Raw genomic sequence first — 13,867 nt, forward strand, 5'->3', positions numbered from 1 at the left:
CGGACGCCGGCATGAGCAGCGAAGAAGTCGAACGCTGGAAAGAGAAATACCTTAAAAGCATCGAACAACAGGAAAAGCTCGAGCGTCGTTGGGACGCCCGTCTGGACCTGCTTCGCCGTGGGCTGGTGCGCAGCACCCTGGCGGCGGAAGGGACCGATCGCGCGGTCGACCAGTGCATGAAGGAAATGCGCGATATCATCCGCAGTGACGATATGGACGCGGGCCTCGCGGCGCTGCTGCCTCGCTTGGAAAAAGCCGTGCTCGACTCCGAACAGCGTCGCGAGACCCGCGCCGAACAGGTGAGCACCGCGTTGACCTCGCTGGTGACCCAGCTGCAATCCTTGCCGCTGACCCGTGAAGTCCGGCGGCCGCTGAAGAACTTCGCCAAGCAGCTTGAGGGCCGTGCCGGCCAGGCGCGGGAAATCCCGTTGCTGCTCAGCGAGCTCAGTGGTTTGCAAGGCAAGGCACTGACGCAGCTTGAGCAGCCGGCCGAGCCAGGGCGTCCCGGCCTGTTGCAACGGTTGTTCGGTGGCAAGGAGAGTCCGCCAGAAACCGCCCCGGGTCAGTCGCCGGCCGAGCCCGCCGGGGCCGAACAGGTTCCGACCCGCGCGGTCGAACCCGTGGCGCGTGACCCCGAGCTTCAAGTGCCGGAGGCTGTTCATGCACCCGCACCCACACCACCTGTACCCGTAGCGGCCCCTGCCGTCGAGCCGGCAGCGGCGCCCGCCCCGGCCCCTGTTGCCCCAGTTGAGGCCGCAGCGCCAGCCGAGCTCGAAGTGCCTGTGTCGGCATCGCCGTCCGCTACTGAGCCCGAGCTGGTGCCCGCGGCCAAGCCCGTCGATGCGGTGGCCTATGTGCCGCAGGTGGTGCAACCGGAGCCGTCTGCCGCTGTCGCCGAGGCGGTGCCCGAAGTGCCATCCGTGGCTATGGCGAGCTCGGCCGGGCAACCGCCGATTCTGGCTGTCGAGCCCAACATGGTGCCCACGCCTGCCGTCAAGGCGGCCGCCCCGGCTGAAGCGCCAGCCCCTGCGCCGCATCCCGCGCCTACGGTGTTTATCGACAGCCTGCCGTTGCCCCCGGTGATGGCTGAGGCGCTGGCGGCCGTCGACCCGGAGTACCCCGAGCCGGATGTGCTGTTCGCCTTGCCCGAATCCCCGGAACCGTCCTACAGCTCGGTGGCCGAACATATCGAGTCGACGTTGTTGGGCCTGCTCGATGACCTGACCCTGCCCGAACGTCACCAGGCCCATGCCGAAGCCATGCGCCACCGCCTCGAACATGGGTTGAACTGGTACGAATTGCTGCCGATCCTCGATGATCTGGCGGTGTTGATGCTGGCGATCAACGACAGCGGTCAACACGATTTCCAGATCTACCTCAAGCAACTCAACGAACGCCTGGAGTCGTTCCAGAGCAACTTGCAGGCGGCCAGTGCCGGGCATGCCGAAGGGCGTACGGCGGCGAACGAGCTGCACAGCCAGTTGCGCGAGCATGTCGATAGCCTGCAAAGCAGCGTGCAGGATGCCGCGGACCTGGAAAGCCTCAAGCATGTCCTGGAAAACCGCCTCGAAGGTTTGTTGGGCACCATGGACCAGCACCAGCAACAGCGGGCCATCCGCGAGCAGGAGGTTGCCGTGCGCCTGCAAAGCCTGGCCGAACGCGTGGCGCATATGGAGCAGGAGGCCCAGGGTTATCGTGACCACCTTGAGGAGCAACGCCAGAAAGCCCTGGTCGACCCGCTGACCGGCCTGCCCAATCGTGCGGCCTGGAGCGAGCGCCTGGAGCAGGAAATGGCGCAGTGGCAGCAGCATGGCAACACCCTGCTGATCGCCATGCTCGATCTCGATCACTTCAAGCGGATCAACGACAACTATGGCCACCTGGCCGGTGACAAGGTGCTGAAGATCATTGCCGGCGAGTTGCGCAAGCGCCTGCGTCCCGGTGACTTCATTGCCCGTTTCGGCGGCGAGGAGTTTGTCCTGCTGGTGCCCGATACCTCGGTCACCGCGGGGCTCAAATTGACCGAGAGCCTGCGCGCGGCCATCGAGGCCTGTCCGTTCCACTTCAAGGGCGAGCGCGTGACCATCACCGTGTCGGTCGGGCTGTCGGCGTTCAAGACCGGCGAGCGCAGCGACCATGCGCTGAAAAGGGCCGATGAGGCGCTTTACCGGGCCAAGAATGCCGGGCGTAACCGCATCGAACAAGGCTGAGTTGTAGGGGCCGGCTTGCTGGCGATGGCGCACGGCCAATACAAGGCTTGCGGGCCTCATCGCCAGCAAGCCGGCTCCCACAAGTGACCGCGTTGCCCGAAGTTGTGGGGGCAGGGTCAGGAGGGTATTCCAGGTTGCATCAGGTAACAGTGTATTGGGCGCTGCTGTGCCTGCCAGTACGTTATGCTGTCAAATTACTGTCTTCATTTGTTGCCGCTGCCATGAAACTGTTCCCTCTCCTTCTTTCGATCCTGCTGCTGGCGGGCTGCGCCAGCGCTCCGCGAATGGACACCAGCCACCCTTCGGTCAACTACGACAATCGCGTGCAGTTCGTGATCCTGCACTACACCTCGGCAAACATGGAAAACTCACTGCGGTTGCTGACCCATGGCCAGGTCAGCAGCCATTACCTGATCGGCGACGACCCCCGCGCCACGGTCTTCAAGCTGGTGGATGAGAGCCAGCGCGCCTGGCACGCCGGGGAAAGCGAGTGGCTGGGACGCACCTGGCTGAACTCCAGCTCCATTGGCATTGAAATCGTCAATCCGGGTTTCCGCGATACACCCACCGGCCGCGTCTGGTACCCCTACAGCGAAGCGCAGATCCAGGCATTGATCGTGCTGCTCAAGGACATCGTCAAACGCAATCACATCGAACCACGCAATGTGATCGGCCATAGCGATATCGCGCCGCTGCGCAAACAGGACCCGGGCCCGTTGCTGCCCTGGAAGCGCCTGGCCGCGGAAGGCCTCGGCGTATGGCCTGACGAGCAGGCGGTCGCCCGGCAGCAGACCGTCTACACCGCGCAACTGCCGAGCATCACCTGGTTCCAGCAGCAGCTCATGCGCCTGGGCTATGCCGCGCCGCAGACTGGCGAGCTGGATGTTGCCACGCGTCATGTCCTGGCGGCGTTCCAGATGCACTTCCGCCCGGCTCGTTTCGACGGCCTGCCGGATGCGCAAAGTGCGGCGATCCTCCAGGTGCTCAACCAGTCAAAATAACGTCAGCGCCGGACGGTCAGCGCCGATTCGCCAATCTGTTGCTATAACTCATTGGTAAGTCTTCGGATATTCGCTGATGCCGGTTCGCCAGACGTTGCGCTCCTGGTTCCATCGTCCCTGGTTGCTGGCATTGCTGGCGGCTCTGTTCAGTGTCGCCCTGTTATTGGCCGGCAGCCTGGGGGTGGTGATGCACCAGGCCAGGCAGCACGAAAGCGAACAGATGAATGCCCAGGGGCAACGTTTCCTGGAGCGGCTGGAGCAGCTTTTCGGGCAACTGCGCGAGGGGCTCGATCAATTGGAGGCCCAGCCCCTGCGGGACTGTAGCCCGGCCATGATCGGCACCCTGCAGCAACTGAGCTTCAACTATCGCTTTATCTACGAAGCCTTCTATGTCGACGCCACCCGGTCCTGTTCCAACTGGCCGAACCAGGATGCCCAGGTGACCTTGGGGATGCCGGATATCCGCGGGCCGACCTACAGCTATTGGCTCAATACCTCGGCCCAGCCCAATGACAACCTGGCCGCCCTGATGTTGGGGCGCGGTCACTTCCGGGTATCCACTTCCCGTGGCCATTTGAGCGATGTGGTGGAACTGCCGCCGAGGGCCAGCCTGCTGGTGGTGGTCGACCGTGGCCGGCGGGCGATTCCGGTGCTCGGGCCGGAGCAGGACTGGCCACCCCCCGGCTGGCCGGTGAAGGGCCAGGACCCGTTGCTGATCACGCCAAATGAATTGATCTACCGCATGCCCACCCGCACCCCGGAATACCAGCTGGTGATGGTCGCGCCGCGCGCGGCCATGCCGCTGGTCATCGACCCGCTGTGGTGGTGGCTGCTCTCGGTGAGCCTGGTGATTGCCTTCTGCATCGGCGGCCTGACCTTGCAATTGGCCCGCCAGCGCCAATCGCTCAACGGCGAACTGCAGGGCGCGCTGCGGCGCGGCGAGTTCCAGGTCTTGTATCAACCGATCTTCGACCTCGGCAGCCGTCGGTGCGTGGGCGCCGAAGCCCTGATCCGCTGGCGCCGGCCCGACGGCACGCTGACCAGCCCCGACCTGTTCATTCCCCTGGCGGAAAATACCGGGCAGATCCGCCAGATCACCGATTTTGTCCTGCAACGGCTGCTGGACCAGCTGGGTCACCTGCTGCGGGCCAATCCGCAGCTGTACATCTCGGTGAACCTGGCGGCTTGCGATGTGATGGTGCCGCGTATCGGCGAGGTGATTGCCGACCTGTTGCGCAGGCATCGGGTCAGTGCCCGGCAGATTGCCTTCGAAGTCACCGAGCGCGGTCTGATCGACGTGGTGGTGGCACGGGACAATTTGCAGGCCCTGCGGGATGTCGGCCACCAGGTGTTGATCGACGACTTCGGCACCGGCTATTGCAGTCTGGCCTATCTGCAAACGCTGCCGGTGGATTGCCTGAAGATCGACAAGGCCTTTATCGACGCCCTGGGCCATGACGCCGCCAGCAGTGGCGTGGCGCCGCATATCATCCGCATGGCCCATGCGCTGCACTTGCGGGTGATCGCCGAGGGCATCGAGTACGAGCACCAGGCCCTGCTGCTCAGCAGCGAAGGGGTCAATTACGGTCAGGGTTGGTTGTTTGCCCAGGCGCTGACGGCGGTGCAGTTCGTCGAATTGATCACTCGCGGCCGACGCCTGGCTTCGCGACGAATAGACGACGAGGCCTAGGTCGCGGGGCCGCTAGAGCGGCAGCGCCATATAGAACTGCGTGCCCTGCCCCGGTCGTGAATACACGCCCATCCGCCCGCTGTGCAGTTGCACGATCTCCTTGCACAGGGCCAGGCCCAGGCCGGCGCCGCCTTTCTTGCGGCCGACCTGGACGAAAGGTTCGAAGATGCGTCCCTGTTGCCCGTAGGCAATACCCTCGCCGTTGTCCTCGACGCTGATGATGACCCGCTCGCCATGGCGCCGGGCCTGCAAGCGAATCTGCCCGCCCCGGGCGGTATGGCGCAGGGCGTTGTCCAGCAGATTGTCGAGGACGCGCTCCAGTTGCGGTTGATCGGCCGGCAGGCGCGGCAAGGGCGGCTGCAGCTCGACCTGCAGGTCGATGCCCTGGGTCAGGGCCTGTTCGGCAAAGCGCAGGCGACAGGCCTCGAGCAGTGTCTCGATATCGCAGGGCAGCAGGGTCAGCTTCTGCAGGCCGTTCTGGTAACGGGAGAAATTCAGCAGGTCGTTGATCAATTGCATCAGCCGCTGCATTTCTTCGTTGACCGTGTTCAGCAGGTCCGCTTCCCGCGATTCGCTGTCGAAATGCACGCGCTCCTGCAACAGGCCGAAGGCCATGTGCATGCCGGTGACCGGCGTGCGCAGTTCGTGGGAGGCGCGCAGGACGAACTCGCTGCGCACCCGCTCGAAGGCCCGCTGTTCGGTGACGTCGTGGAGCACCATCACCGCGCCGAGAATATGGCCTTGGGTATGACTGACCGGGGTCAGGCTGTAGGTCAGCAGGCGGGACTCCCCTTCGACCTCGACCTCGAGGTCTTCCGGTGCCCGTTCCAGGCTGGCACCGCGCAGGATCAATTGCAGTTGTTCGTCCAGTTCGGGCCGCTGCAGCGCCTCGCCAAGGCCTTGGCCGAGGCGATCGCCGTCCCAGCCCAACTGGCGCTGCGCCACCGGGTTGAGGTGCTCCAGGCGGCCTTCGCGGTCGATCATCAGCAGCCCGTCGTCGATGCTGTCGAGCACGGCCTGCAAGCGTTGCTGGCCGGCGAGCAATTCGTCGATATTGGTTGCCTGATGCTGGCGCAGGGCCTCGGCCATAAGGCCGAAACGTCGGGTCAGCAGGTTCATCTCGACCGCGGGGGAAATCGGCAGGGTGACGTCGAAGTTGCCCTGGCCGATATGGTCCGCCGCCTCGGCCAGGGCCTCGATCGGTGCACCGAAACGGCGGGCGATGCCGTGGGCGGTGATGAAGCCGATGATCAGCACCGCCAGGCCGACAAACCCCAGCAGCCCGGCCACCAGCAGTGCCCGCTCGCGGGCGTCGTTTTCCGTGGCGCTGATGTTGTCCAGCGCCTGCTTGTGCTCGGCGATCAGGCCGTTGCGCAGGATATTGAAAGTGTTGGTGAGCTCCTCGATGCTGCCACTGCCGTCCCGTGAACGGGCGAAGGCCTGGTAGAACCGTTCGTAGTCGATACGGGCCTGGGCGAAGCCGCTGCGCACGTCGTTGCTCTGCTCATGCTCGATACCTTCGTGGAGCAGTTGCAGATAGTGCTCGCGCGAGGCCTCGAGCGCGGCCTGGTCCGGCTTGTCACCGAGCATCAGAAGCAACTGGTCGCCCAGGCTCTGGCGCAGCTTGAGGCCCAGGTCGAGGGTGATGAAGTTGTCGCTGACCAGCGACTCCTGGGTCTTGGCCATCTGCATCACGCTGACCAGGCCGAGCATCAGGCCCAGCAAGGCGACGGTGATCAGTGCCGAAATACTCAGGAAGAGCCGGGTGCGCAGCTTCATCGTGAGCTTCATGATGGGCTACTCACAGGTTGTACTGTTTGCGTTTGCGGTACAGCGTCGAGGCGTCGATGCCCAGTGTCTTGGCGGCCTGGTCAAGGGTATCGCTGGTGGCCAGTACCGCGCCGATATGGGCTTTCTCCAGTTCGTCCAGGCTCAGCGCGGCGCCGATGCGCGGTGCGCTGTTGGCCGGTTGCTCGGCCATGCCCAGGTGGCTGATCTCCACGCGCTCCTGGGGACAGATGATGCTGGCGCGTTCGACCACGTTGCGCAGCTCACGGATATTGCCCGGCCAGCGGTAGTTGAGCAGGGCTTCGCGGGCCTCATCGCCGAAGCCGCGGGCTGGTCGCGCGTATTCCTTGACGAAGCGGGCGAGGAAACGATCGGCGAGCATCAGGATGTCTTCGCTGCGCTCGCGCAGGGGCGGCAGGTGCAGGGTGATGACGTTCAGGCGATAGAGCAGGTCCTCGCGAAAACGCCCGTCGCGGACCATGTCTTCGAGGTTGAGGTTGGTCGCGGCGAGAATCCGCACATCGGCCCGTCGTGTCACCGGATCGCCGACCCGTTCGTATTCCTTGTCCTGGATAAAGCGCAGCAGCTTGGGCTGCAGGGTCAGGGGGAAATCGCCGATCTCATCGAGAAACAGCGTCCCGCCGTCGGCCTGGTTGACCCGGCCCAGGGTGCTTTCGCTGGCGCCGGTGAAGGCCCCACGGCTGTGGCCGAACAGCTCGCTTTCCATCAGCTCGGCGGTCAGCGACGGGCAGTTGATGGTCACGCAGGATTTCTTCGCGCGTTTGCTCCAGCCATGGATGGCCCGGGCCAGTTCGCCCTTGCCGGTCCCGGACTCGCCGAGGATCAGGATGTTCGCGTCGGTGCCGGCCACCTGCCGCGCGGTTTCCAGCACCGCCATCATCGATGGGCTGTGGGAGTCGAGGCCGTCCTTGGGCTTGCGCACTTCGCCTTCCAGGGCCTCGAGGCGCGCCGACAGTTGCCGCACTTCCAGCTGTTTGGCCGTGGCCAGGCGCAGTTGGTCCGGGCTGCACGGCTTGACCAGGTAATCGGCGGCACCGGCCTGGATGGCGTCGACCGCGGTGTCCACGGCAGAGTGGGCGGTGACGATCACCACGCGCATCCAGGGCGCCTGGATGCGCATCTGGGCCAGGACATCGAGGCCGTTGTCTTCGCCAAGGCGCAGGTCGAGGAAGCACAGGTCGAAAACCTGGCGCTGCAGCAAGGCCTCGGCCTGGGCCGCGCTGTTCGCCGTGGCGACGCTGTAGCCCTCGTCTTCCAGGCAATAGCGAAAGGTGCGAAGGATGGCGGACTCGTCATCCACCAGCAGAATACGGCCTTGATGTTCCGTGGCGGACTCCATCTCCCATGCTCCTTTAGTAAAAGTTTTCAGTCTCTACCGGAAATATCCGGCACGTTAGAGAGCTGTTTCTGATTGACCTTATGACAAGCAGGGTAACGGTCTGCGCCCCTGATTGCTAACCCGCTGATTTGGGGAATTTTTTAGGCTCTTTGCTTCCGACAGTTGGGCTCTCAGCTAATTCCTACTGATTTTCTTACTATTTATTCTTTTGGTAGGGCTATTTCCTACGGATTCATCGTGCAATACGCACGACCGTATGGCGGGCATCGTGCAGGATGCTGGTCGATCAATCTTGTGTATTTTATAACTTATTGATTTTATTGATGTTTTTCCAATAAAAAAGCTGGCATGCAGACTGCAATGTTCCTCTCAAGAACATTCGCGGTGGTCGGTCTGGTTCATCTCTCCCGACCCCGCCACACCCATCATTGAGTCGGAGGAGTTTCAGGATGAATCGCCCACGTGCCGCCCATCTCCATCTCTCGCCACTGCACCTGCAGCAAGGATTGTTTGCCGTGTTGGCGTTGCTGGTCACGCTGATTGCCGGCCAGCAGTTCCAACGCTGGAACCAGGCCAGTGTCCAGGTCCAGCGCCTGCCCGGGCATGCCCTGCAACAAACCCATTTCAGCGCGGCCGCTACCAGTATCAGCGACCCCGCCGCCTACCGCCTGACGTCGGTCGATCAAGCCCAGGTGCCTGACGAGCCGTTGCAGCAGCGCTGGGTGTTCTAGGCAAGAACCGGGCTGTCGGATGATAGCCCGGGGCAGTACCCGGGGCAGTAAAGGCTGCATCCAAACACTTGTAAGTCGAGGAGAATCACCATGTTGAGCTGGGCAGTCACATTCCTGATCATTGCCATTGTCGCCGCGGTATTGGGCTTTGGTGGCATCGCCGGTACAGCCACGGGTATCGCCAAGATCCTCTTTGTCGTATTCCTGGTGATGTTCGTGGTTTCCTTCCTGTTCGGACGCCGTGGTCGAGGCTGACCATGAGCTACAGCCGCCCTGCTGACGGGCGGCCGCTCCTGTCGTTGCATGACCGCGGTTGCCGCTTTGACCCTATGTCTTTCTGACATTAAGTGGCCTTTTCAGCGGGTGCATTTTTCCGATGTGACCGTACGTCTAGAAACACCCCTCTGATTACCCCCCGTTTACGATTGAATTTGTAGGAGTTTTCTACTTATTTGGCCTCGCTTCATTCCCGTGCCGTGGAGGAAAAAATGCTTTGAAATGGCCGGTCTACGGCACTTTTTTCGGCTGAAATGTCCTGTTGATGGGGGACAAAACGGTCGTATTGTTGAATAAAGGTCATGCCGATTCGGCATGGGGTAGGCGTTTACGGCATTAGACGTCCCCCCCTTGCATGGGAATAGTTGCGCCTTTTTTCGCCTGCCAAAAAGCCATCAGGCCGGTGGGCGATGACCTTCCATGGGGGACGGTTGCCATCACCTGACCTGCATCAGTGCAACGGTGAGGGGCTTCTGTCCGACTCCACTTGAAGCAAGGGTAACGACATGAAGAAGGCAAAGCTCAGCCTCGCCTGGCAGATCCTTATCGGTCTGGTACTGGGGATTGCAGTTGGTGCGCTGCTCAACCATTTCAGCGCCGAGAAGGCCTGGTGGATCGGCAACGTCCTGCAACCGGCAGGCGATATCTTTATCCGCCTGATCAAGATGATCGTTATCCCGATTGTCATTTCCTCGCTGGTGGTCGGCATTGCCGGTGTCGGCGACGCCAAGAAGCTGGGGCGCATCGGCCTCAAGACCATCGTCTACTTCGAGATCGTCACCACCATCGCCATTGTGGTCGGCCTGCTGCTGGCCAACGTGTTCCACCCGGGCTCGGGCATCGACATGAGCACCCTGGGCACCGTGGACATCTCCAAGTACAAGGCCACTGCCGCCGAAGTGCAGCATGAGCATGCGTTTATCGAAACCATCCTCAACCTGATTCCTTCGAACATCTTTGCCGCCATGGCCCGCGGCGAAATGCTGCCGATCATCTTCTTCTCGGTGCTCTTCGGCCTCGGCCTGTCGAGCCTGCAGGCGGAGTTGCGCGACCCGCTGGTGAAGATGTTCCAGGGCGTCTCGGAAAGCATGTTCAAGGTCACCCACATGATCATGAACTACGCGCCGATCGGTGTGTTTGCCCTGATCGCGGTGACCGTCGCCAGCTTCGGCTTCGCGTCCCTGCTGCCGCTGGCCAAGCTGGTGCTGCTGGTCTACGCCGCCATCCTGTTCTTCGCCTTTGCCGTGCTCGGCCTGGTGGCCCGTTTGTTCGGCTTCTCGGTGATCAAGCTGATGCGCATCTTCAAGGACGAACTGGTACTGGCCTACTCCACCGCCAGTTCCGAAACCGTGTTGCCACGGGTGATTCAGAAGATGGAAGCCTACGGCGCGCCGAAAGCCATTTGCAGTTTTGTGGTGCCGACCGGTTACTCCTTCAACCTTGACGGCTCGACCCTGTACCAGAGCATCGCGGCGATCTTCATTGCCCAGCTTTATGGCATCGACCTGTCCATCAGCCAGCAATTGCTGCTGGTGCTGACCCTGATGGTCACCTCCAAGGGCATTGCCGGGGTACCGGGCGTGTCCTTCGTGGTGTTGCTGGCGACCCTGGGCAGCGTCGGTATTCCGCTGGAAGGCCTGGCCTTTATCGCCGGTGTCGACCGGGTCATGGACATGGCGCGGACCGCGCTGAACGTGATCGGCAATGCCCTGGCGGTGCTGGTGATTTCCCGTTGGGAAGGCATGTACGACGATGCCAAGGGCGAGCGCTACTGGAACTCCCTGCCGCACTGGCGCAGCAAGGCGCCGCTGCCGGCGGGCGAGGCTTCCAAGGGCTGATCGAATGGCGCTTGCCGGCGAAGCGTCTAGTGCTCTCGCTGGCCCCTTCGCGAGCAAGCTCTGCTCCTACAGGTCCGCGTACTGCCAAAGCTGATCGATAGACCCCGGACTTTCCGGGGTTTGTTGTTTCTGGCCCGACCGCTATCATTCGCCGCATCTTCAAGGAGTTTTCCCGATGCTCAATGGCCTGTGGCTTGGCTTTTTCGTAGTGGCGACCGTCTCGGCGCTGGCGCAATGGCTGGTGGGTGGCAACCCCGCGATCTTCGCCGCGATGGTGGAAAGCATCTTCGCCATGGCCAAGCTCTCGGTGGAGGTCATGGTCCTGCTGTTCGGCACCCTGACCCTCTGGCTCGGCTTTCTGCGCATCGCCGAAAAGGCCGGGATCGTCGACTGGCTGGCCAAGGCCCTGGGGCCGCTGTTCAGCCGCCTGATGCCGGACGTGCCGCGCGGCCATCCGGCCATCGGCCTGATCACCCTCAACTTTGCGGCCAACGCCCTGGGCCTGGACAACGCCGCCACGCCCATCGGCCTCAAGGCCATGCGTTCCCTGCAGGAGCTCAATCCGAGCCAGACCGTGGCGAGCAACGCGCAGATCCTGTTCCTGGTGCTCAATGCCTCGTCCCTGACCCTGCTGCCGGTGACCATCTTCATGTACCGCGCCCAGCAAGGCGCGGCGGACCCGACCCTGGTGTTCCTGCCGATCCTGCTGGCCACCTGCGCCTCAAGCCTGGTCGGCCTGCTCTCGGTGGCGGTGATGCAGCGCCTGCGGTTGTGGGACCCGGTAGTGCTGGCCTACCTGATTCCCGGCGCTTTACTGCTCGGCGGCTTCATGGCAGTGCTGGCCGGGCTGTCGGCCACGGCGTTGGCCAGCCTGTCGTCGATCCTCGGCAACCTGACGCTGTTCGGCCTGATCATGCTGTTCCTGGTCATTGGCGCGTTACGCAAGGTGAAGGTCTACGAGGCTTTTGTCGAAGGGGCAAAAGAGGGCTTTGATGTCGCCAGGAATCTGTTGCCGTACCTGGTGGCGATGCTCTGCGCGATTGGCGTGCTGCGGGCTTCCGGGGCGCTGGACTTCGGCCTCGACGGCATTCGTCACCTGGTGCAGTGGGCCGGTTGGGATACGCGCTTTGTCGATGCGTTGCCGACAGCGATGGTCAAGCCGTTCTCCGGCAGTGCGGCGCGGGCGATGTTGATCGAGACCATGAAGACCCAGGGCGTGGACAGCTTCCCGGCGCTGGTGGCGGCGACGATCCAGGGCAGCACCGAAACCACCTTCTATGTGCTGGCAGTGTATTTCGGTGCGGTGAATATCCAGCGGGCGCGGCATGCGGTGGGTTGCGCCTTGCTGGCCGAGCTGGCCGGGGTGCTGGCGGCGATCGGGGTGTGCTACTGGTTCTTCGGCTGATCAGCGTTTGGCCGAAGCTTCGCCCTGCCGTACCGCCCAGTCGATCATCTGCGCCATCAGCTTGTCGCCGGCCTGGCCGAAGCCCGCCACCACGCCGGGCACCTGCTTGTCGTTGATCGGCTGGCGCACTTCAAAGCGCCGGCTGGCGAGGATCCGCTGGTCAATCCCACGGACCAGCCGCGCATCGAAGCGGATCACCACCTCGGCTCCCTGACCCCGATACTCGGTCTGGAAGGCCTGCAACTCGCCGCCCAGCTCGAAATCCGCCTGCAGGTTGCTGTCGTCGGTGCTCAGCAGACGCACCCGGCCGTCGCGCTGGAAGGCGTCGAGGATCCGGTTGCGCAGCAACACCGGTGCCGGATCGCTCCAGCGTGAGGCCTTGTAGTGGCTGATCAGGTCACCCTGGGGCACCACGGCGATATTCGGGCTGTTCAAGGCGTCACTGGCAATCGGCTTGGCAATGCGCAACGACCAGTTGACCGGCTGGCTGTTGGGCGCCGGAACACTGTTCTGTGCCGTCGGCAGGCGATAGACATCCGCCGGGTCCGCCTGGGGCAGGATCGAACAGGCGCCGCTCAAGGCCAGACCGACAACCAGGGTAAGCTGGCTCAATACACGCGGGGCATGCCTCATGGGGTGAATTCCTTGTTCTTGTCACGGCCCAGCAAGTAGCCGCTGGGGTTGGCATCCAGGCGCTTGGAGATCGCGCGCAGGGAACTGAGGGTGTCACGCAGTTCACGGATCGCCGGGGCCAGTTCATTCAAGCCCTGTAATCCACTGTTGACCGAGTCCTGGTTTTTGCTCAGCAGCGTGTTGATGGTCGCGGTGCTCTGCTCCAGGGATTGCATGGCCCGTTCGGCGCTGCCAAGGGCCTGCTTGCCCTGGTTGTCGAGCAGGCCGTTGGCGTTGCGCATCAGCGCGGTGGTCTGTTCCAGGGTCGCGCTGACCTGCTTGCTGACCAGGGTCATCTGTTTCAGGGTCTGGCGGATATCGTCGCGCTGGCCGGCAATCGCCCCGGTGGCTTGCTGGAGGTTGTCCAGGGTCTGGCTGACCTGGGCGACGTTTTTCTGCGAGAACATTTCGTTGGCATTGTGCAGCAGCAGGTTGATCCCGCTCATCAGGTCGTTACTGTCGTTGAGCAGGCGTGAGATCGGCGACGGCGAGGCGATGATCTGCGGCAGGTTGCCATCCTTGCCCTTGAGCTCGGGACTCTGCGGCGTGCCGTCGCTGAGCTGGATCAGCGAGGTGCCGGTGATGCCGGTCAGGGCCAGCTTGGCGCGGGTATCCTCCTTGATCGGCGTGTCGCCGGCCAGGCGGATGCGTGCCAGCACCCGGCGCGGGTCTTTCGGGTCGAGGCTCAGTTGCAGCACGTCGCCGACCTTGATCCCGCTGTATTGCACCGGGCTGCCCTTGGACAGGCCGCTGACCGCCTCGTTGAACACCACTTCATAGTCCTTGAACGCGGTGTCGACACTGGACTTGGCCAGCCACAGGCCGAACAGCAACGCGGCCACGACCACCAGCACACTGAACAGGCCGATCATCACATGATGGGCACGGGTTTCCAT

At 63.0% G+C, this 13,867-nt stretch carries 11 protein-coding genes; 7 read left to right on the forward strand and 4 right to left on the reverse strand.

The features are described 5' to 3' along the window. Window positions 1-11 precede the first annotated feature (11 nt). The 3 genes from M5C71_RS21585 to M5C71_RS21595 all read left to right on the forward strand — a co-directional run bounded on the left by M5C71_RS21585 (window position 12) and on the right by M5C71_RS21595 (window position 4,901). Window positions 12-2,210 (forward strand): GGDEF domain-containing protein, encoded by a 2,199-nt coding sequence (locus tag M5C71_RS21585; protein ID WP_248768681.1) that lies wholly within the window; start codon window positions 12-14, stop codon window positions 2,208-2,210. 221 nt (window positions 2,211-2,431) lie between these two features. Next, window positions 2,432-3,211, forward strand: a complete 780-nt coding sequence (locus tag M5C71_RS21590) for an N-acetylmuramoyl-L-alanine amidase (RefSeq protein WP_248768682.1) — start codon at window positions 2,432-2,434, stop codon at window positions 3,209-3,211. Window positions 3,212-3,287: 76 nt separating this feature from the next. After that, a complete protein-coding gene (locus tag M5C71_RS21595) occupies window positions 3,288-4,901 on the forward strand; it encodes an EAL domain-containing protein (protein ID WP_103496279.1) in 1,614 nt (537 codons plus the stop codon). A gap of 12 nt (window positions 4,902-4,913) precedes the next feature. On the opposite strand, the gene M5C71_RS21600 is transcribed toward M5C71_RS21595, so the two are convergent. Both M5C71_RS21600 and algB read right to left on the reverse strand, forming a co-directional pair. Then, a complete protein-coding gene (locus tag M5C71_RS21600; protein ID WP_248747997.1) occupies window positions 4,914-6,692 on the reverse strand; it encodes an ATP-binding protein in 1,779 nt (592 codons plus the stop codon). 10 nt (window positions 6,693-6,702) lie between these two features. After that, window positions 6,703-8,049 (reverse strand): sigma-54-dependent response regulator transcription factor AlgB, encoded by a 1,347-nt coding sequence (gene algB, locus M5C71_RS21605; protein WP_248768683.1) that lies wholly within the window; start codon window positions 8,047-8,049, stop codon window positions 6,703-6,705. A 449-nt stretch (window positions 8,050-8,498) separates the two neighbouring features. Between algB and M5C71_RS21610 the strand changes: the two genes are divergently transcribed. From M5C71_RS21610 to M5C71_RS21625, 4 genes are all read left to right on the forward strand, one after another. Continuing rightward, complete coding sequence (locus M5C71_RS21610; protein ID WP_177103876.1) at window positions 8,499-8,780, forward strand: hypothetical protein; 282 nt, start codon at window positions 8,499-8,501, stop codon at window positions 8,778-8,780. Between the two features lie 90 nt (window positions 8,781-8,870). Then, window positions 8,871-9,035, forward strand: a complete 165-nt coding sequence (locus tag M5C71_RS21615) for a DUF1328 domain-containing protein (RefSeq protein ID WP_100940022.1) — start codon at window positions 8,871-8,873, stop codon at window positions 9,033-9,035. A 527-nt stretch (window positions 9,036-9,562) separates the two neighbouring features. Next, complete coding sequence (gene gltP, locus M5C71_RS21620) at window positions 9,563-10,894, forward strand: glutamate/aspartate:proton symporter GltP (protein WP_103496283.1); 1,332 nt, start codon at window positions 9,563-9,565, stop codon at window positions 10,892-10,894. A gap of 175 nt (window positions 10,895-11,069) precedes the next feature. After that, window positions 11,070-12,299: a spore maturation protein gene (locus M5C71_RS21625; RefSeq protein ID WP_248768684.1), complete on the forward strand. Its 1,230-nt coding sequence runs from the start codon at window positions 11,070-11,072 to the stop codon at window positions 12,297-12,299. Here M5C71_RS21625 and M5C71_RS21630 read toward each other — a convergent pair whose 3' ends face one another. Both M5C71_RS21630 and M5C71_RS21635 read right to left on the reverse strand, forming a co-directional pair. Next, window positions 12,300-12,932, reverse strand: a complete 633-nt coding sequence (locus M5C71_RS21630) for an ABC-type transport auxiliary lipoprotein family protein (RefSeq protein ID WP_248768685.1) — start codon at window positions 12,930-12,932, stop codon at window positions 12,300-12,302. It abuts the gene before it with no gap. Next, the gene (locus M5C71_RS21635) at window positions 12,929-13,867 is read right to left on the reverse strand and encodes an MlaD family protein (protein ID WP_152736519.1); all 939 of its coding nucleotides are present in this window, start codon (window positions 13,865-13,867) and stop codon (window positions 12,929-12,931) included. The genes M5C71_RS21630 and M5C71_RS21635 overlap by 4 nt, the downstream gene beginning before the upstream one ends.

Origin of the sequence: Pseudomonas sp. MWU12-2345, from assembly GCF_023242385.1 — a bacterium.
GTDB classification, from domain to species: Bacteria; Pseudomonadota; Gammaproteobacteria; order Pseudomonadales; family Pseudomonadaceae; genus Aquipseudomonas; species Aquipseudomonas gingeri_D.